The organism is Allobosea sp. TWI1241 (assembly GCF_039673065.1).
GTDB lineage: Bacteria > Pseudomonadota > Alphaproteobacteria > Rhizobiales > Beijerinckiaceae > Allobosea.
The window spans coordinates 181,856-199,527 of the sequence record NZ_JBDJKW010000003.1; the positions used below are offsets into that span (position 1 = coordinate 181,856).

18 protein-coding genes and 1 tRNA gene are annotated in these 17,672 nt (G+C 69.7%); 3 read left to right on the forward strand and 16 right to left on the reverse strand.

Going from position 1 to position 17,672, the window contains the following annotated elements; genetic code table 11:
• The first annotated feature begins 10 nt into the window (after positions 1 to 10).
• Positions 11 to 775 carry an HpcH/HpaI aldolase family protein gene (locus ABE438_RS06060; protein WP_346501640.1) on the forward strand — a complete coding sequence of 255 codons (765 nt, stop codon included), beginning with the start codon at positions 11 to 13 and terminating at the stop codon, positions 773 to 775.
• 15 nt (positions 776 to 790) lie between these two features.
• Here the strand turns inward: ABE438_RS06060 and ABE438_RS06065 are convergent, their stop codons facing one another.
• The 3 genes from ABE438_RS06065 to ABE438_RS06075 form a co-directional block, all read right to left on the reverse strand.
• Positions 791 to 1,897 carry a CaiB/BaiF CoA transferase family protein gene (locus ABE438_RS06065; RefSeq protein ID WP_346501641.1) on the reverse strand — a complete coding sequence of 369 codons (1,107 nt, stop codon included), beginning with the start codon at positions 1,895 to 1,897 and terminating at the stop codon, positions 791 to 793.
• Positions 1,898 to 1,913: 16 nt separating this feature from the next.
• A complete protein-coding gene (locus ABE438_RS06070; RefSeq protein ID WP_346501642.1) occupies positions 1,914 to 2,684 on the reverse strand; it encodes an SDR family NAD(P)-dependent oxidoreductase in 771 nt (256 codons plus the stop codon).
• A 116-nt stretch (positions 2,685 to 2,800) separates the two neighbouring features.
• Positions 2,801 to 4,030, reverse strand: a complete 1,230-nt coding sequence (locus ABE438_RS06075; RefSeq protein WP_346501643.1) for an ABC transporter substrate-binding protein — start codon at positions 4,028 to 4,030, stop codon at positions 2,801 to 2,803.
• Between the two features lie 208 nt (positions 4,031 to 4,238).
• Here ABE438_RS06075 and ABE438_RS06080 point away from each other — a divergent pair, with 208 nt between their 5' ends.
• A complete protein-coding gene (locus ABE438_RS06080) occupies positions 4,239 to 4,985 on the forward strand; it encodes an IclR family transcriptional regulator (protein WP_346501644.1) in 747 nt (248 codons plus the stop codon).
• Between the two features lie 220 nt (positions 4,986 to 5,205).
• On the opposite strand, the gene ABE438_RS06085 is transcribed toward ABE438_RS06080, so the two are convergent.
• The 9 genes from ABE438_RS06085 to ABE438_RS06125 form a co-directional block, all read right to left on the reverse strand.
• Positions 5,206 to 6,330 carry a saccharopine dehydrogenase family protein gene (locus tag ABE438_RS06085; RefSeq protein WP_346501645.1) on the reverse strand — a complete coding sequence of 375 codons (1,125 nt, stop codon included), beginning with the start codon at positions 6,328 to 6,330 and terminating at the stop codon, positions 5,206 to 5,208.
• On the reverse strand, positions 6,323 to 7,132 hold the full coding sequence (locus ABE438_RS06090) for an amino acid ABC transporter ATP-binding protein (protein WP_346501646.1): 810 nt from the start codon (positions 7,130 to 7,132) through the stop codon (positions 6,323 to 6,325). Before ABE438_RS06090 ends, ABE438_RS06085 begins: the two co-directional genes overlap by 8 nt.
• Positions 7,133 to 7,144: 12 nt before the next feature.
• Positions 7,145 to 7,807, reverse strand: coding sequence for an amino acid ABC transporter permease (locus ABE438_RS06095; RefSeq protein WP_346501647.1), 663 nt, complete (start codon positions 7,805 to 7,807; stop codon positions 7,145 to 7,147).
• A 53-nt stretch (positions 7,808 to 7,860) separates the two neighbouring features.
• Entirely contained in the window at positions 7,861 to 8,646 is a 786-nt protein-coding gene (locus ABE438_RS06100) for a transporter substrate-binding domain-containing protein (protein ID WP_346501648.1), read from the reverse strand.
• Positions 8,647 to 8,815: 169 nt separating this feature from the next.
• Entirely contained in the window at positions 8,816 to 9,724 is a 909-nt protein-coding gene (dapA, locus tag ABE438_RS06105; protein WP_346501649.1) for a 4-hydroxy-tetrahydrodipicolinate synthase, read from the reverse strand.
• Positions 9,725 to 9,745: 21 nt separating this feature from the next.
• Complete coding sequence (locus ABE438_RS06110; protein WP_346501650.1) at positions 9,746 to 11,152, reverse strand: aldehyde dehydrogenase family protein; 1,407 nt, start codon at positions 11,150 to 11,152, stop codon at positions 9,746 to 9,748.
• Between the two features lie 4 nt (positions 11,153 to 11,156).
• Complete coding sequence (locus ABE438_RS06115; RefSeq protein WP_346501651.1) at positions 11,157 to 12,458, reverse strand: FAD-dependent oxidoreductase; 1,302 nt, start codon at positions 12,456 to 12,458, stop codon at positions 11,157 to 11,159.
• On the reverse strand, positions 12,436 to 12,714 hold the full coding sequence (locus ABE438_RS06120) for a 2Fe-2S iron-sulfur cluster-binding protein (RefSeq protein ID WP_346501652.1): 279 nt from the start codon (positions 12,712 to 12,714) through the stop codon (positions 12,436 to 12,438). Before ABE438_RS06120 ends, ABE438_RS06115 begins: the two co-directional genes overlap by 23 nt.
• Entirely contained in the window at positions 12,711 to 13,868 is a 1,158-nt protein-coding gene (locus ABE438_RS06125) for an NAD(P)/FAD-dependent oxidoreductase (RefSeq protein ID WP_346501653.1), read from the reverse strand. The genes ABE438_RS06120 and ABE438_RS06125 overlap by 4 nt, the downstream gene beginning before the upstream one ends.
• 158 nt (positions 13,869 to 14,026) lie before the next feature.
• On the opposite strand from ABE438_RS06125, the gene ABE438_RS06130 reads away from it, so the two are divergent.
• Complete coding sequence (locus ABE438_RS06130; protein WP_346501654.1) at positions 14,027 to 14,914, forward strand: LysR family transcriptional regulator; 888 nt, start codon at positions 14,027 to 14,029, stop codon at positions 14,912 to 14,914.
• 287 nt (positions 14,915 to 15,201) lie between these two features.
• Here ABE438_RS06130 and ABE438_RS06135 read toward each other — a convergent pair.
• The 4 genes from ABE438_RS06135 to ABE438_RS06150 form a co-directional block, all read right to left on the reverse strand.
• Positions 15,202 to 15,278 (reverse strand) — tRNA-Arg (locus ABE438_RS06135).
• A gap of 147 nt (positions 15,279 to 15,425) precedes the next feature.
• Positions 15,426 to 15,764 (reverse strand): phosphoribosyl-ATP diphosphatase, encoded by a 339-nt coding sequence (gene hisE, locus ABE438_RS06140; RefSeq protein ID WP_346501655.1) that lies wholly within the window; start codon positions 15,762 to 15,764, stop codon positions 15,426 to 15,428.
• 81 nt (positions 15,765 to 15,845) lie between these two features.
• Positions 15,846 to 16,355, reverse strand: a complete 510-nt coding sequence (locus ABE438_RS06145) for an RNA pyrophosphohydrolase (protein ID WP_465248561.1) — start codon at positions 16,353 to 16,355, stop codon at positions 15,846 to 15,848.
• Entirely contained in the window at positions 16,352 to 17,566 is a 1,215-nt protein-coding gene (locus ABE438_RS06150) for a divergent polysaccharide deacetylase family protein (RefSeq protein ID WP_346501656.1), read from the reverse strand. The genes ABE438_RS06145 and ABE438_RS06150 overlap by 4 nt, the downstream gene beginning before the upstream one ends.
• Positions 17,567 to 17,672 lie beyond the last annotated feature (106 nt).

Below are 17,672 nucleotides of genomic sequence, written 5' to 3' on the forward strand. Positions count from 1 at the left end.
GAGTGCGATCATGAAACTGCCCTCGAACCGTTTCCTCGTCGCGATCCGGAGCGGCCAGCCGCAGATCGGCCTGTGGCTGAGCCTCGCCAGCCCCTACGCCACCGAGGCCGTCGCCGGCGCCGGCTTCGACTGGCTGCTGATCGACGGCGAGCATTCGCCCAACGACCTTGCCAGCGTGATGAGCCAGTTGCAGGTGCTGGCCGCCCATCCGGTGACGACGATCGTCCGGCCCGAATGGAACGACACCGTGCTGGTGAAGCGCCTGCTCGACATCGGCGCCCCCGGCCTGCTCTTCCCGATGGTGCAGACGCCCGAGGAAGCGGCGCAGGCGGTCGCCGCGACGCGCTATCCGCCGCGCGGCGTGCGCGGCGTCAGCGGCTGCACCCGCGCCAACGGCTTCGCCCGGATGAGCGACTATTTCAGCCGCATCGAGGACGAGACGGCGGTGATCGTGCAGGTCGAGACCCGTGCCGCGCTGGTGCAGGCGCTGGAGATCGGCAAGGTCGACGGCGTCGACGGCGTCTTCTTCGGCCCGGCCGACATCGCCGCCGATCTCGGCATGCTCGGCAAGCCGAACGATCCGGCGGTCTGGGAGGTCATCCGCGCCACGGCCCGCGAACTCATGGCCGCCGGCATCCCGGTCGGCACGCTGGTGTTCGACCCCAAGCTGGCGCGCAGCCTGCTCGCCGAGGGCTTCTCCTTCGTCGCCTGCGGCTCGGATGCGGTGCTGCTGGCACGCGGCGCCGACAGCCTGCTCGGTGTGATGAAGGGCTGAGCTCCCGCCCGGGCCTCAGGCCCTGGCCGGGGCCTGCGCCGTCGTCTCGCAGCGCGTCCGGCTGAAGCGGATCGGCGACCGCACGCCGACGAGCTGCCCCTCGGTCGGGTGCACGGCGCGCTCGAAGAAGCCCGTCGCCACGAGATGCGGATCGGCGAGCAGTTCGTCGAAGCCGTTGACCGGGGCGCAAGGCACGTCGGCCGCCTCGAGCAGCTCCAGCCAGGCGGCGCTGCCGCGCGCCGTCAGACAGCCGGCGAGCCGCTCATAGAGCGTGTCGATCATCGCGGCGCGGGCGGCATTGTCGTCGAGCGCCGGCTCCGCCGCCCAGTCCTCGCGCCCGGCGGCGCGGAAGAAGGCGCGCCAATGCGCCGCCGTATAGGGCATCGCCGCGATATGCCCGTCCGCGGTGCGATAGGGCCGGCGATGGCGCGACAGCACCCGCCCATAGCCGGGCGGGCCGAGCGGCGGCTCGAAGCTGCGCCCGCCGAGATGCTCGACGGCGAGGAAGGCCACCATCGCCTCGAACATCGGGATCTCGATCGCCTGCCCCTCTCCGCTCACCGCGCGGTGATAGAGCGCGGCGTTGATCGCCCCGACCGCGAACAGCGCCGTGGTCTTGTCGGCGACGATGGTCGGCGCGTAGCGCGGCGCGTCCCCGGCCTGCGCCGCCAGCGCGGCCCAGCCGGAGGCGGCCTGGATCACGTCGTCATAGGCCGGCCGGTCGCGATAGGGCCCATCCTGCCCGAAGCCGACGATGGCGCAGTAGATCAGTCGCGGATGCGCCGCCAGCAGCGGCTCGGGGGCGAGCCCGACGCGCCGCGCCGCGTCCATCCGCATGTTGTGGACGAGGACGTCTGCCCCCGCCACCAGCTCCCGCAGCGCCGCGCGGTCGCCCTCCTGCTTCAGGTCGAGCGTGATGCTGCGCTTGTTGCGATTGCAGTTGAGGAAAGCGGCGCCCATGCCGGGCGAGCGTGCCGGGCCGGGCGCCCGCATGATGTCGCCGCCCGGCGGCTCGACCTTGACGACCTCGGCGCCCATCTCGCCGAGCGTCTGCGTCGCGTAGGGGCCGGCGATGACCGTGGTCAGGTCGACGACCCTGATCCCGTGGAGCGGCCCCGGCATGGCGTCGGCCCTTCGCTCAGCGGGCCGTGAAGCCGCCATCGACCGGCAGCGCCACGCCGGTGACGAAGGAGGCGTCGTCCGAGGCGAGCCAGAGCACGGCATGCGCCGCCTCCTCCGGCCGGCACAGCCGCCCCATCGGCACCGAGGCGAGCAGCCTCGCCTGGTTGGCCTCGGCTTCTTGCGGATCGCCCGAGCGGCCGGTGAAACCGATCTTCATCGGCGTGTCGGCGAGGCCGGGGCAGACCACGTTCACCCGGACATTGTCGGGCGCGAAGGTCTGCGCCAGCGACTTGGTCAGGCCGACGACGGCGAATTTCGCGGTCGAGTAGATCGGCGAGAACATCGAGCCCATCAGCCCGGAGATCGAGGAGGTGAAGACGATCGCCCCGCCGCCGCGCTTGCGCATGTGCTTGATCGCCTCGCCGGCCCCCAGCGCCGCCGAGGTGACATTGAGCGCGATCGCCTGGTCATAGGCCGCGAGGTCGAGATCCTCGATGCCGGCCGGGCCGGGAATGCCGGCATGGGCCCAGAGCACGTCGAGCCCGCCCAGCGCCGCCGCCGCATCGTTGATCGAGGAGCGCATCTGCTCCGGCTGCGAGAGATCGGCCTGGATCGTCGCGATCGTATGGCCCTTCGCCTTCGCATCGTCCGCGAGCGCGGCCAGTGCCTCGGCGTTGATGTCGATCGCGGCGACCCGGGCCCCCTCGCGCAGGAAGAGATCGACGCCGGCGCGCCCCATGCCGGAGGCGGCGGCGGTGACGATGACGAGCTTGTCGGCTAGGCGCATGATGGTCTCTCGCGAGGGGGATAGCGGGTCGATGGGAAGCACGCCGCCGCCGCCCGGACGACGGAGGACGGGCCGAACGGAGGGCTGGCCGCCCGGTGGGCCGGACGGCCAGAGGGTCACTTGACCAGCGGGCAGCCGCCATCCTTGAGCGGCCGGAAGGCGCGATCGGCCGGGATGGTCGCGAGCACCTTGTAGTAGTCGAAGGCCTTCTTGGACTCGGCCGGCTTCTTGACCTCGACCAGCATCATGTCATGCAGCACGCGTCCGTCCTCGCGCAGCGAGGTCTTGCCGAAGAGCGGATCGTCGAAGGTGCCGGCCGCGCGCATCGCCTTGACCACCGCAGCGCCATCCTTGGCCGAGCCGACCTTGGCGACCGCCTCGAGATAGGCCAGCGTCGCCGAATAGGCGCCGGCCTGGTTCATCGAGGGATGGCGGCCATTGCTGCGCTTGGCGAAGCGCTCGCCGAAGGCGCGGGTCTTGTCGTTCAGGTCCCAGTAGAACGCCGTGGTCAGCTGCAGACCCTGCGCCACCGGCAGGCCGAGCGAATGGATGTCCGAGATGAAGAGCAGCATGCCGGCGAGCTTCTGCCCGCTCTGCACGATGCCGAACTCGGAGGCCTGCTTGATCGTATTGATCGTGTCGCCGCCGGCATTGGCCAGCGCGATGACATCGGCCTTCGAGGCCTGCGCCTGCAGCAGATAGGACGAAAAGTCCTTGGAGTCGGTCGGGTGGCGCACCGCACCGACGACCTGCCCGCCATTCTGCTTCACCACGCTGCCGGCGTCCCGCTCCAGCGAATGGCCGAGCGCGAAATCCACCGTCAGGAAGAACCAGGACTTGCCGCCGGCTTTGGTGATCGCATCGGCCGTGCCGTGCGAGAGCGCCCAGGTGTCGTAGGTCCAGTGCACGGAGTTCGGCGTGCAGGCCTTGCCGGTCAGGTCCGAGGTGCCCGAGGCGGTGAACAGCGCCACCTTGTTCTTCTCCTGCGCGATCGGCGCGATCGCCAGCGAGATCGCGCTTGTCGGCAGGTCGACCAGCGCGTCGACGCCGTCGGTGTCGAACCATTTGCGGGCGATGGCGCTGGAGACGTCCGGCTTGTTCTGCGCGTCGGCCGCGACGACCTCGATCTTGAAGCGCTCCGAGCCCGGCCGCTTCATGAAGTCCTCGACCGCCATCTGGGTCGCGACCGTGGCGCCCGGCCCGCCGATATCGGAGAAAATGCCGGACATGTCGGCCAGGACGCCGAGCTTCACCGGTATCTCCTGCGCGGTCGCGGTCTGCGCCGCCCCCGCGATCAGCGCCGCCAGCGCGACGCCACTCCATCCCCTGGTCCTGTTCCCAGCCATCGATGTCCTCCCCGGAGCCTGCGGCTCTCGCGAACGCCCGTGCTGCGGGCACGCTTATTCTTGTTTATGAATTCAAAAAACATGATCGTGAATATACTGTCAAGCCACGGCAGGGCTTGCCGGCCAGGCCCCGCTTCGGCTTGATCGGACGCGGCGGCGCGGGCAGATGGACGGATCGCCGTCCCGTAAGCGCGGAAGCAGGGTTAAGATGCTGGTCAGGCAAGCGGCGAACGTTCTGGAGCTGATGGAGTACTTCGCCCGCCGCAAGCGGCCGGCGACCATGGCCGAGATCGCCGACGATCTCGGCTGGCCGCGCTCCAGCACCTTCAACCTGGTCGGCACCGTCGCCGAGAAGGGCTGGCTCTACGAGCCGCGCCAGCGCGGCAGCTTCTATCCGAGCCCGCGCTGGCTGACGCTCGCCCGCATCGTCGCCGATGCCGAGCCCCTGCCCGAAAGCGTCCACCGGCTGGCGGCACACATCGCCGAGGAGACCGGCGAGACCACGGCCATCGCAGCCCTGGCCGGCACCTCGGCGCTGTTCCTGGAGGTGGTGGAATCGAGCCAGGCGGTCCGCTATTTCGCCGCGGTCGGCGACCGCGTCCCGCTCCATGCCAGCTCGGTGGGCCGGGCGATCCTGGCGCAGCACACACCCGAGGAGCGCCGCAGCATCTACCGCAAGCTGAGTTTCGAGCAGTTCTCGGCGACGACGCCGATCTCGGTCGAACGCATCGAGGCCGAGCTCGAGGAGGCGGCCGAGCGCGGCTATCATCAGAGCGCGTCGGAATACATCCCCGACCTCGCCGGCGTCTCGCTCGCCCTGCCGGTCGGCGCGCGCCGGCTCGCCATCGTCGTCGCCGGCCCGACCTCGCGCTGCCTGGAGCGCCGACCAGCCACCGCCACGATCATGTCGGGCGCGGTCGCCGCGCTGCTGGAGGAACTGCCGCGGGCCGAGTGAGGCCGGCAACGATCGCCACGGGACCGGGCTTGCGCCCGCTCATCGCCGGGTCGCGCTCGCAGCGGCGCCGCCTGCTCTCGGCGCGCCGCCGCCGGCCCGCTAAGAGGATACGAAAGCCCCGCCGGTTAAGTGCATTGGCCCATCGGCGAGGACAACGCCGCAGGCACAGCGACGCCGTACTTCACCACAGCCCACGCAAAAGGCGCAGGGCCGGTCCCCGTCAGCCCGTCTGCTCCGCACCAGCCGCGAAGAACCAGGAGAGGAAGCGGTTGCCGCTCAGGGCGGCGAAGGGAATCTCCTCCTGTGCGCAGAGGCCTGGCGCGCCGATCACGCCGGTCCGCAAGAGATCGAGCACCGCGGCGACATGGACGGCGGCGGTGCGGCGCATCGCGCTGACCGTGCTGCCGCCGATCGTCGCCGGGGCGACCTCGCGGGTGAACTGCTCCTCCACGCGGCGCCCATTGTCCCGGGAGGTCGCGCTGATCGAAACCAGCAGGCGATCGTCGACGATCTCCGGCAGCGCGTTGAGGAAGAGGTTGCGCAGGAGATCGATCCTGCCGCGCAATTTCAGGTCGTCGAGCAGGAAGCGCATATAGTCGAGATGGCCGGGATAGCGGATCGTGCGCGAGGTCAGCCGGGCGACCTTGCCTTCCAGGCGCGCGCACAGGCTGGCCGGAATACTGCCGGAAATGAAGTCCTCATAGTCGCGGCCGCCGAGGCGCAAGCTGCGGAGATCGCTGAGGGCCGGCAGGCTGGCACGCCTGCCGTCGACCAGCGCCGTCGAGGGCTGGATGTATTCGCGCAGCAGCGCATCGACATCCCAGGTCAGCCCGTAGCCGAGCCGATTGACCGGCTCGCGCGGCAAGGTGCCGATGCGGACATCGATCTCGGCCGCCCCCGAACTCCGGGAGACCAGATCGAGCACCAGCTGCGAGACGAGGCCCGGCGCGATACCACATTGCGGTATGAAGCAGCCGGCGGCCGAGCCGGCCTCATGGCGAACGGCATCGAGGACGGCGGTATCGTCGCCGAGATCCAGATAGTGAATGCCGCTGCGGCGCGCCGCGGCGGCGACCATCGGCGTCGCCGAGGCCGGCAGGGCTGCGACGACGGCCTGCGACTGCGCCAGGAGCCGGTCGAACAGAGCGCTGTTGCCGGGATCGACCTCCGCCATCGGCAGGCCGAGTTCCTCGCTCCTGCGGCGGGCCGGCTCGGTCGGGTCGACGAGGATCGCCTCGAATTCCGGCGCCTCCTTCAGCAGCAGCGCCAACGCCGAGCCGACGCGGCCGGCGCCGACGATCACCACCTTGAACGGATGCGCGGCCTGTCGCACGGGCTCAGCCATGGAAGCGCGAGAGGAATGCCTTGAGGCGTTCATTGTCGGGCCGGCGCAGGATGGTCTCGGGCGAGCCCTGCGCAACGATACGGCCATTCTCCATGAACACGACCCGGTCGGATACGTCGGCCGCGAACGAGATCTCGTGGGTGACGATGACCATGGTCATGCCCTGATTGGCGAGATCGCGGACCACGCCGAGCACTTCCCCGACGAGTTCGGGATCGAGCGCGCTGGTGACTTCGTCGAGCAGGAGCGCGTCGGGCTGCATGGCGAGCGCCCGGGCGATGGCGACACGCTGCTTCTGGCCGCCCGAGAGCTGGTCCGGCCGGGCGTCGCGCTTCTCGGCGAGGCCGACCTTGGCGATGTAGTCCATCGCGATCTCGACAGCCTCGGCGCGCGATTTCCGCTGCACGATCACCGGGCCCTCGATGACGTTCTCCAGCACGCTCATATGCGGAAACAGGTTGAAGTGCTGGAAGACCATGCCGACATGGCGGCGCAATTCGCCCTGCCCGAGCAGATCGCCGTTGCCGCGATGCTTCTCGCCGACGCGGCGGTTGCGGAAGAGGATCTCGCCGGCGTCGGGCTTCTCCAGCATGTTCATGCAACGGATGAAGGTCGACTTGCCGGAGCCGGAAGGGCCGATGATCGAGACGACCTCGCCGGCCGTGAGGGCGAGATCGATGCCATGGAGCACGGTCAGCGCCCCGAAGCATTTGGTGATGCCGCGGGCCTCGAGCACGATATCGGCGGCGTTCTGGGCCGAAGCCGATGCCGGGTAAGCAGCTGCGGGTGAAACGGAGGTCATGGGCGCTCTCGCTCAGTTGCCGCGGCGCATGCGGTATTCGATGTAGTCGGCGAACTTCATCATCGGGAAGAGAATGACGAAGTAGAGCACCGCCACTACCGTGTAGGATTCGAGCGGCCGATAGGTCTGGCCGTTGACGATGCTGGCCATATAGGTCAGGTCCGCGACCGAGATCACCGAGACCAGCGAGGTGTTCTTGAACTGGGTGACCGACTGGTTGATGAAAGCCGGCATCATCCGCCGGATGGCCTGCGGCAGGATGATGCGCCGCATCACCTGCCAGCCGGACATGCCGATCGCGGCGCCAGCCTCGAACTGGCCCTTGTCGATCGAGACGATGCCGCCGCGAAAGACCTCGGCATAGAATGCCGCCGCATAGAGAGAGAGCGTCAGCAGCGCCGCGGCCCAATTGGGCATGTCGAAGCCGAGCAGCAGCGGCAACGCGTAATAGATCCAGAGCAGTTGGACCAGCAGCGGCGTGCAGCGAAACAACTCCTGGAAGCCTTGCGCGAACCAGTTCAGCGGCCCGATGCCCGAGAGCCTGGCGAAGCAGACGGCGAGGCCGAGGACCAGGCCGATCGCGATCGACCCAACCGTGTAGAGGACGGTGATCCACGCCCCCCACAGGAAGAGATCGCGGGCCTGGATGATCGGGGCGAAGCTCCAAGTATACATGTCTTGCTAGCCTTCCTTGGGGAAGGGCGGCGCTTTTCGCGCCGCCCTCTGCTTCAACCGCCGAAGCCAAAGCCTTCCGGCATGTCGTCGAGCGTGATGCCGAAGGGCGCCAGGCTGTTGACGATCCAGGTCTGATTGTTGCCGATGCGGCGATTGTACTCGGCCCAGGCCGAGATGAAGGCGCGCCATTTCTCGTCGCCCTTCCAGTTCATCGCGACCACCGACGGCGTCGAGAGAACCGGGCTCGGCACCATCACCTTGCCGATGCCGTTGGCCCGCTTGGTCATCACCAGCCCGTTGAGCATGGTGTTGACGAGGCCATCGGCCTTGCCGCTGACGACGGCGACGATCGCCTCGTCGCGCGTCTTGAAGCGCAGCATCTTGGCCTTGGGCAGGTATTGCTGGGCGATCAGGTCCTGTGAGGAGCCGAGATCGACCGAGAAGGTATATTTGGCGTCGTTGAGCTCGGCCCAGCTCAGCTTGGACAGCTCCGGCTTCGGAGAGACGATGACGAAGCTGTTGAAGTAGGTCGGCGCCGAGAAGGCCACCGACATGGCGCGCTGCGGCGTCGCGGTCACGCCGAGGGCGAGGTCGACCTTGCCGCTCTGCACGTCCAGGATCGAGTTCGGCCAGCTCGACTCCACCACTTCCAGCTTGACGCCGAGCGTCTTGGCGATGTCGCGCGCCATCTCGATGGCGAAGCCGCGCCATTCGCCGGTGCGCGGATCCTTGTTGAAATACGGGTCCTCGTTGATGATGCCGGGAATACGCAGCACGCCGCGCGACCGTACGGCTTCGATGCTGTCCTGCGCCTGCGCCGGCGACTGGAATGCAGCCAAGCCCAGGCCAGCCGCAAAAATGGCACTGATGATCTTCTTCACGACGATTGCCTCCGTTCCCTTGCCGATGATTGTCGGTCTTGCCCCCGGCTTACCGGGGTATCGGAGGAGCCTAAGGAAGGCACCTCAGCAAACAATGCGAGAGTAGACCGCTCGCCTACCGGTTTTCTTATATGTTCCGGGCGCTCTCGAAGGCCGCCAGGCTGGCTTCGAGCGCTTTCAGGTTCTCGGGCCGGAGCGGGGCGAGCGGCGCACGCACCTCGGGCGAGATCGCGCCGCTGTGCGCCAGGGCCGTCTTGACGGGCACCGGGTTGCTTTCGATGAAAAGATGGCCGGTGACGTCGAACAGAGCCTGGTGGAGACGGCGCGCCTCGCTTGTCTCGCCCCTGCCCCAGGCGGCGCACAGAGCCACGATTTCCCGCGGCAGCAGGTTCGAGGCGACGCTGGTGACGCCATCGGCGCCGACCGCGAGGAACGGCAGGGTCAGCCCGTCATCGCCGGAATGGACGACGAAATCCTCGCCGAGCGCGCGCCGCAGCTCGGTGATCCGCTCGGTCCTGCCGCCGGCCTCCTTGATCCCGGCGATATGGGGATAGGCCTTGGCCAGCCGCGCCGCCGTCGCCGTAGCGATTTCGACGCCGGTTCGGCCGGGCACGCTGTAGAGCATGATCGGGATGGTCACGGCTTCCGCAACGGCCGCGAAATGCGCGTAGAGGCCATCCTGCGAAGGCTTGTTGTAATAGGGCGTGACGACGAGGATGCCGTCGGCGCCGAGGGCTTCCGCGCGCTTCGCCTTGGCGACGGCAAGAGCGGTCGCGTTCGAGCCCGTGCCGGCCATGACGAAGGCACGCCCCTTCGCCGCAGCGACCGTGACGCGGATGACCTCGTCTGCCTCCGCTTCGGACAGGGTCGCCGCCTCGCCGGTCGTGCCGACCGGCACCAGGCCGGAGACACCCGCAGCCAGCTGGACTGCGATCAGGCGCTCGAGGGCGGGCACGTCGACCACGCCGTCGCGGAACGGCGTGACGAGGGCGGTGAAGACGCCGGACAGGCGGCGGCGCAGCTCTGAATCGATCATCGTTTTCGCTTTCATCTCAAATCAGTCGATGACGACCTTGGTCTCGCTCATTTCGCGCAAGGTCATGTGGATGCCTTCGCGGCCGAGCCCGCTGGACTTGATGCCGCCGAAGGGCACGTTCTCGGCGCGGAAATCGGGGCCTTCGTTGATCATCACCCCGCCGACCCGCAGCTCGCGCGAGAAGCGCTTCACCAGCGCATGGTCGTTGGTGAAGAGGCCGGCCTGCAGGCCGTAGGGGCTGTCGCTGACCTCGCCGATCACCTCGCCGGGATCGCTGAAGCGGCGCACTGCCAGCACCGGGCCGAAGGTCTCGCTGCGAACGAGCTCGGCCTCCGCCGGGACATCGTCGAGCAGGGTCGGCGCGAACACCGTTCCACGGCGCCGGCCGCCGGCGACGACGCTGGCGCCCTGCGCGACGGCGAGCTTGACCCGCCGCTCGACCTCGGCAGCCGCCGGCTCGTCGATGACGGTGCCCATCACCGTCGCTTCATCGGCGGGATCGCCGGTGCGGACAGTCTCGATGCGCGCCGTGATGCGCTCGATCATCGTGTCGCGGATCGCCTCGTGCAGATAGAGGCGCTTCACGGCGGCGCAGCTCTGGCCGGCGATCTCGAAGCGATGCTCGATCGCGGTCTGCGCGGCACGGTCGAGATCGGCATCCGGCATCACGATCAGAGGGTCGTTGCCTCCGAGCTCCATCAGGCAGCGCACGAGGCCGGAGGCGTTCTTGAGCGCGAGGCCCGCACTGGGGCCGCCGGTGAAGCTCAGCAGGTCGATATCGCCGCTGGCGATCATCGCCGCGACCTCGGCTCCACCATGGACGACGCTGAACAGCCCCTCCGGGAAGCCCGCCTCGACCGCGAGCACGCCGAGGCGATCGGCCGCGAGCGGAGCCTTCGGCGACGGCTTGGCGACGACGGCATTGCCGGCAGCGATGGCGGGGCCGAGCTTGTGGCAGAGCAAGTTGAGCGGGTAGTTGAACGGCGTGATCGCGCCGACGACGCCGGCCGGCTCGTAGGTGATCGCGGCGAGCTTGCTCGGGGCGCCCGCCACGATCGCCGTCGGCAGCACCTCGCCATGCAGTACGGTGATCGCATCGCCGCTGAGGCGCAGCGTGTTCTGGGCGCGACGGACCTCGTTGCGCGCCTCGGTGATCGTCTTGCCGACCTCCGCGCAGATGATCTGCGCCATGCCTTCGGCATCCTCGGCGAGCAGCGCGGCGAGGCGGTAAAGCAGGCCCTTGCGCTCGGCCGGCGTGCTGAAGCGGAAGGCGCGCCAGGCCTTGCGGGCCGCACGCAGCGCATCGGCGACCGAGACCTCATCGGCGGCCTCGACCGTCCCGACGCTCACGCCGGAGAAGGGGTTGAAGACGTCGATCGCCGGCTGGGCGCGATGTCTGAAAGAGTGTTTCGCGAGAGTGCTGTTCACGGCTCTAGGTCTCCGTCTGATCCATCGAAAAACTGGCGAGCGCGGCGAGAGACACCGGCCGCAGCGGCCAGCGCGGCGGCGACGCCGGCGGCAATGGCTCGCCCCGCAGTTCAGCCAGCGTCGGGCCGCAGAAGCGCCCCTGGCACGCACCCAGCCCGAAGCGCCCCATCAGCCGGATTTCGCGGGCCGAGGCCTCTGCCGGCAGCGCCGTGAAATCGGCATAGCGACGCCCCTCGCAGCGGCAGATCATGGTTTCGGGCGAAGGCAGCGTGGGCGGGCTCTTCAGCGCGTCGGCAAGATCGCGCTGGAACGCGCGCGCCTTGCCGAGTGCTGCCTCCAGCGCTGCAACGGGCACCGCGCGCCCCAGGCGCGCGAGCACGGCGGCGGCGGCGCGCTGGCCATCGAGCAGAGCCGCATCGGCGCCGACAATCTCGCGGCCGTCTCCGGCAAGGACGACCGGGACGTCCGCCTCCGGAGCCGGCAAAGAGATGCCGACGCGGTTCGGTTCGAGCCCGTCATGAACCAGCAGCTGCCGGGCCTGGAGCACGCGTTCGACCGTCCCGAGGCGGACGCGGATCGCCAGCCCCTGCCCGGCCTCGCTGACGCCGAGCACCTCGCTGTCGAGGCGATAGGGCACGCGGTTCAAGGCGAGCGCCGTCGCATAGGCAGCAGCCTCGGCGAGCTGCGGCCCCGCCATCATCAGGCTGGCCAGAGCCTTCGGCCGGCTCCAGGGCTTTCCGCGCTCCAGCACCGCCAGCGGCGGATTGCCGGCGCGGGCCAGCTGCGCCGCGACGGCAAGCAGCAGCGGCCCGCTGCCGGCGACGACGATCGGGCCTTCGGGCGGCCGCCCGGTCTCCTTGAGCAGGACCTGGGCGCCACCGGCGCTCATCACGCCCGGCCGTTCCCAGCCTTCGAACGGACGAATCCTCTCGACCGCGCCCACTGCGACGATCGCGGCCCGGACGGGACGCGCAAAGACCTGGCCGGCCCGGCGATCCTCGCACAGGAACCGCCCTGCCCCGTCGACGCCAAGGAAAACGCTCGATGTCCGCAGCTCGATCCGCGCCGCGACCCGTTCCAGGCGTGACGTCAGCTGGGTCCAGTTGCGTCGGTGCCGAGCCGGACCTCTCCAGATCTGTGGCGCGTCGGGCGCCGGCTGCCGATGGATGGCGCCGCCGAGCCGCTCGCGCTGCTCGACCAGCAGGACCCGCAGGCCGGCCTCCGCAAGGGAGACGGCCGCAGCAACGCCCGCCGGCCCGCCCCCGACGACAAGAATCGGCAGCTCACTCATGGCCTGCTCGCTCATGGTGCGGTCCGAGGCTGGGCGGCGGAGCAAGCCGCATCCCCGGTCGCGCCGGCGTCAGGCAGGCCTCGACGGCGCCTTCGCCCAAGACCGCGACGACGCAGGCCTGACAGGCCCCGATTCCGCAGAAGACGCGCCCCGGCACGATGCCGCCCCCGGCGCCGAGATCGGCGATGCCGGCGCGCAGCAAGGCCGCGGCGATAGTCTCGCCCGGGCGGAAGGAAACCGGGCGATCGATCCAGTAGAAGCACGGATTCATGCCAGAGCCTCGACTCTGGAGAAGCGCTGGGGCGCGAGCATCGAGAGATCGACGCCTGGCGCCTCGCCGAGGATCATCCGGGCGGCGTAGGCACCCATGAACGGGCCCAGGCAGATGCCGTCGCCCTCGAATCCGGTGGCGATGGTGACGCCTCCCAGATGCGGGTGCGGTCCGATGATCGGCAGGCCGTCGCGCGACGCGGTGCGCACGCCGGCGAAAGTCCGCAGCACGCGGCGCTCGCGCAGCGGCGGATAGAGATCGAGGGCATCGCGCAGGATCGCCGAAATCGTGACGGCATCGGTCGTGTGGTCGCAGCGATGCTCCTCGCGGCTGCCGCCGATCAGGAACTGGCCGGTGACCAGCGGATCGATGACGAGGCCGATATGGGCGTTGTCACGGACGATGCCGCGCTTGGCGGCCAGATAGGAGGCCGCCATCAGATGCCCGTCGATCGCCGGCCGACCGGCGGCGGCGCGGTCGGTCACCACCATCTGGCCCTTGCGCGGGATCAGGATGTCGCCGAGCCCGAGCAGGCCGACCGAGCCCATTCCGGCCGCGACCAGCACCGCATCGGCCGCCAGCACGTCGCCCCGGACCGCGACGCCGACTGCCTGCCCGGCCCGCATGACGATCTCGGAGACGGACGCGTTGCGCCGGACCGTGACGCCGCTGCCCTGCAGCAGGCGCTGGGTGATCTCGTAGCCCAGCGCATGCCCGTCATCGGGGATTTCGAGGGCGAAGCAGACGCCGTCGCCGAGGCCGGGAATGCGGCTGAGCAGCGTCGGCCGGTCGACATCGAGCACGCGCTCGCCGGCTGCGGCGAGATCGGCGCCATGCTCGGCGACGAGATCGGCTTCGAGCGGCGTGCGCGCGACCAGGAAGGTCGAGCGGCGATGGAACAGGCCGCCGAGCAATCCATCGGCCTCGCAGGCTCCATAGAACGCGCGGGCGTGACGGGCGAGGTCCATCATCGGCCCGGGCTTCTTGCTCGCGACCGAGACCGCGCCATCCGACGCCCCCGTCGCGCCGGCGGCGGGACCTGACGCGTCGAGCAGGGTCACCCGCGCCCCGGCGGCCGCCAGGAAATGCGCGGCCGCCGCGCCGACGATTCCGGCGCCGATCACGGCGACATGGAGGGAAGCAGAGCGAGCCATGCGAGGCGGCGGGCGTCCTGGAAAACGATGCGCAAGCCTCGTTCGCACGGCCTTCCGGGTCGATCCAAATGATCCGCCCCGACTTGCACCATTGTTTGCAAGTGGCGGAGACGGGCGGCCTATGGATAAGAGTGGGGCTCCCCGCCGCGGAACGAACCATGCGCGAAGCCAATCTGACGCTGATCCAGACCTTCTTCATCGTCGCGCGCGACGGCTCCTATTCGGCCGCGGCACGCAAGCTGGGGATGAGCTACCAGTCGGCCGCGAACCATGTCCGCCGGCTCGAGCAGGTGCTGGAGGAGCGCCTCGTCCTGTCCGAGCAAGGCGCAAAGACGGTGATGCTGACGCCGCGCGGGCGCAGCCTCTACAAGCTGCTGCTGCCGGAGCTGGACACGGTGCTGGCAAGGCTCGAACGCACGCTCGACAAGGAGCGGCCGGTGCTGCGCATCGGCCTGCCGCAGGCGATCTTCTACTATCTGCTGCCGCCGATCCTGACCCGGTTCCGCGAGCTCTTCCCGCAGGTCGAAATCCTCGCCTATGAGCGCGACACCGCCCTGCCGGAGATGATCAAGGATGGCAGCCTCGACCTGTGCATCACCGAACGCTATTTCGGCGACCCGAATGTGCCGCAGCATCTGGTCTGCAGCTATCGGCCGGCGCTCGTCTTCCCGACGGCCTGGGGAGCGGCGCCCGCGCCCGGCGCGATTCGGGAATGGGCGAAGGGCCGCCCCTTCGTGACCTATGAGCCCGGCCAGCTGCTGCGCAACCTCGCCATCGACTATCTGCGTCCGGACGGCTCGGAGATGGAGATCACGATCTCGACCTCCGGCAGTTCGAGCGTGAAGCGCTGCGTCGAGACCGGGCTCGGCTACGCGGTCATCCCGGCCTGGTGCATGGACGGGACCGAGAGCACGGTGACGGCGATCGGCTTGCCGGAACTGCCCGAAATTCCGATCTATTTCGGCGAAGCCAGCTTCCTGGCGCGCAACCCCTACGTCGTCGCATTACGGCGACTATGCGTGGGCTTCACCTCAGCGATGGGCTAGACGCCGCGTCGCTCCGATCGCCGCCGCGACATGATCCGTCTTCCGCGAAGCACCACCCCGATCGCCGGCGATCGGACAGCGGGCGTTTGACGCCTCAGCGGGGAGCCAGACTTGTCAGTTGGCGGATCTGCGGCTGCGGAGCTGCGGGCTCTCGTCCTGCGCCGGATGGCGCTTCGCCTCGCCCTTGCGGAGCGCATCGCTGACAGCCGCGAAAACGGGTTGTTGAACCCGAGACTCGCCTGACCGCTCAACGGTTTTAAGGGAGGTTGCTAAGCAAGAAAGTGGAGTGGCGCGCCCGAAAGGATTCGAACCTCTGACCCTCAGATTCGTAGTCTGATGCTCTATCCAGCTGAGCTACGGGCGCGTGCCGCGGAGGCGATTGACGTCGTCTCCGTCGATGAATGCGGACTTAAAGGCTTCGTCCGCGCTTGGCAAGCCCGTTCGTGCAGGTTCGCGCCAGGTTTTTTCGCCATCCACAGATCGCCCTGCGGCGCGCTGTGGCGGCTGCGGGTCAGAGCGCCGCGATCCGGGCGGCGGGCCGCTTGGGCAGCTTCTCGGCCATGCCGTAGAGCGCCTCGCGCCGGTCGAGCTCGCGCCAGACATCCTCCGGCGTGATGCCGATCCCGGCCCAGAGCACCACGAGATTGTAGACGAGGTCGGCGCTTTCCTCGATCGCGGCCTGGCGCCGGCCGCGCACCGCCTCGAGCGCGACCTCGACCGCCTCCTCCGCCAGCTTCTTCGCCATTTTGGGCACGCCGGCGCGCGCCAGCCGCGCAGTGCGCGACAGGCCGGGGTCGCGGCGGCGGGCATCGAGGACGGCGGCGTGGAGCCTGGAGACGGAATCGGTCATTCCGCCAGGATCGCCCGCGCATGTAAGGCTTTCGTGACAGTCGCGCGGCTTGTGCTGACCGCCGGCGCGGCGGCCTTGGGCTCAGCCCGCCGCGAACGGCTCGAACAGGCGCGCCACCTCGACATAGACCTCGCGCTTGAACGGGATGATCAGCGCAGGCGTCTCGGCCAGCGGCACCCAGCGCCAGGCGTCGAACTCCGCCTTGTGACCGCCGACGGGGGTGAGGATGTCGATCTCGTCCTCGTCGCCCTCGAAGCGCAGCGCGAACCATTTCTGCGCCTGGCCGCGATAGCGCCCGCGCCAGGCCTCCTTGCCGATCTCCCGCGGCAGGTCGTAGCTCAGCCAGCCCGGCGCCTCGGCCAGCAGCGAGACGGAGGCGACGCTGGTCTCCTCGCGCAGCTCGCGATAGGCGGCGGCGAGCGGCGCCTCGCCGGGATCGATCCCGCCCTGCGGCATCTGCCATTCATGGCCGGGCGCGACATGCTCGCGCTGGCTGCGATTAGCGCGCCGGCCGACGAAGACGTGCCCCTCGCGGTTGAACAGGGCCAGTCCGACACAGGGCCGGTAGCCCGCGGGCGGTCGCGTCATCATCTCAGGGAACCGGTGCTCTGCGGATTGCGGAAACTGCGGGCGGCGCTGACCGGGACGAGGACGAGGCCCTTGCCCTCCAGCGTGCGGGCCCAGCGGCCGATGCGCTCGACCGTGACCGGCAGGGCGCTCGCCGTCGCCACCGCGATGCCGAGTTCGCGCGCCAGCAGTTCGAGGCGCTGCAACTCGGCGTCGATCGCCTCGCCGCGCGCCACCGTGTCGAGCGCGATGTCGGCCTTCAACGCCGGGATGCGCGCGCGCGCCGCGCCGGGCGCCAGCAGGCTGCGGGCGGAGGAGCCGTCGTCGACCACCATCAGCCCGCGCCCGGCGATCTCGCGCAACAGCGGCGACAAGGCCGCCTCGTCGGCAGTGAGGCGGCCGCCCAGGAAGTTGACGATGCCGACATAGCCGGTGAAGCGCCCGAGCGCCCAGCGCAGCCTGTCGAGGTTCTCCGCGCCCTTCGGCCCGGTCAGCAGCGTGTGCGGCCCCGGATCGTTGTCGGGATAGTCGAACGGCTCCATCGGAACCTGCAGGAAGGCCTCGTGACCGTCGGCCCGGGCGCGCGCCACGGTCTTCTCGAGATCGGCGCCATAGGGCGCGAAGGCGAGCGAGACCTCGCCCGGCAGCCGCGCGATCGCCTCGCTGGTCGCGCTCTGGCTGATGCCGAGGCCGCCGACCAGGATGGCGATGCGCCCGACCGGCGCGACGGAGGGCGCCGGTCCGAGCGGACGGGCATAGACCTGCAGCGGCGTGACGCCGTCGCCGACCTTCGGCAGCGGGCCCTGGCGGGTGCGCTCGACCAGCCGCGGATCGGGCGACGGGGCGAGCCAGACGCCGCCCTCGTCGGGAATGGTGATGACGATCGCGCCGGGCACGTCGGAACCGGGACGCACCACGGTGACGCCGGCCTGCGATTCGAGCTGGCCGGCTGTGGCCGGGCCGCCCGCCTGGCGCACCGGCGCGGTTTCGGCGACGGGCTGCGCCGCGGCCTGCTCCGGCGCGGGCGGCCTGATCCTGATCTCGGCGATGGCGATCGGCTCGCCGCCATCGGGATCGCGCTTCACCAGGGCATAGAGGACGAGGCCGGCGAGCAGGGCTCCGAGCGCGATGCCGCCGCCGCGCAGGGCATGGCGAAGCCAGCGCGGCCGCCGGCGGCGCAGCCGCCTGCCCTGCCCCAAGGGCCGATCGAGATCGCTGAGCGGCAGTCCCGCCAAGAAGCCGTCCCCCGCTGCTGCGGTCCGGGCCGAATCAGCCCGCTGCGCTAGAGTCGGATGATTCGCCCCGGAATCAACCGCCAATGCGGAAAACGCCCCTCACGGG

Coding starts and splice junctions, on each gene's coding strand:
- ABE438_RS06090 (WP_346501646.1), bottom strand. CDS start 7,132: ATGACCTCCGTTTCACCCGCAGCTGCTTACCCGGCATCGGCTTCGGCC.
- ABE438_RS06065 (WP_346501641.1), bottom strand. CDS start 1,897: ATGCCGGGGCCGCTCCACGGGATCAGGGTCGTCGACCTGACCACGGTC.
- ABE438_RS06115 (WP_346501651.1), bottom strand. CDS start 12,458: ATGAGCGAGCAGGCCATGAGTGAGCTGCCGATTCTTGTCGTCGGGGGC.
- ABE438_RS06130 (WP_346501654.1), top strand. CDS start 14,027: ATGCGCGAAGCCAATCTGACGCTGATCCAGACCTTCTTCATCGTCGCG.
- hisE (WP_346501655.1), bottom strand. CDS start 15,764: ATGACCGATTCCGTCTCCAGGCTCCACGCCGCCGTCCTCGATGCCCGC.
- dapA (WP_346501649.1), bottom strand. CDS start 9,724: ATGATCGATTCAGAGCTGCGCCGCCGCCTGTCCGGCGTCTTCACCGCC.
- ABE438_RS06080 (WP_346501644.1), top strand. CDS start 4,239: ATGCTGGTCAGGCAAGCGGCGAACGTTCTGGAGCTGATGGAGTACTTC.
- ABE438_RS06095 (WP_346501647.1), bottom strand. CDS start 7,807: ATGTATACTTGGAGCTTCGCCCCGATCATCCAGGCCCGCGATCTCTTC.
- ABE438_RS06145 (WP_465248561.1), bottom strand. CDS start 16,355: ATGATGACGCGACCGCCCGCGGGCTACCGGCCCTGTGTCGGACTGGCC.
- ABE438_RS06075 (WP_346501643.1), bottom strand. CDS start 4,030: ATGGCTGGGAACAGGACCAGGGGATGGAGTGGCGTCGCGCTGGCGGCG.
- ABE438_RS06060 (WP_346501640.1), top strand. CDS start 11: ATGAAACTGCCCTCGAACCGTTTCCTCGTCGCGATCCGGAGCGGCCAG.
- ABE438_RS06070 (WP_346501642.1), bottom strand. CDS start 2,684: ATGCGCCTAGCCGACAAGCTCGTCATCGTCACCGCCGCCGCCTCCGGC.
- ABE438_RS06120 (WP_346501652.1), bottom strand. CDS start 12,714: ATGAATCCGTGCTTCTACTGGATCGATCGCCCGGTTTCCTTCCGCCCG.
- ABE438_RS06125 (WP_346501653.1), bottom strand. CDS start 13,868: ATGGCTCGCTCTGCTTCCCTCCATGTCGCCGTGATCGGCGCCGGAATC.
- ABE438_RS06085 (WP_346501645.1), bottom strand. CDS start 6,330: ATGGCTGAGCCCGTGCGACAGGCCGCGCATCCGTTCAAGGTGGTGATC.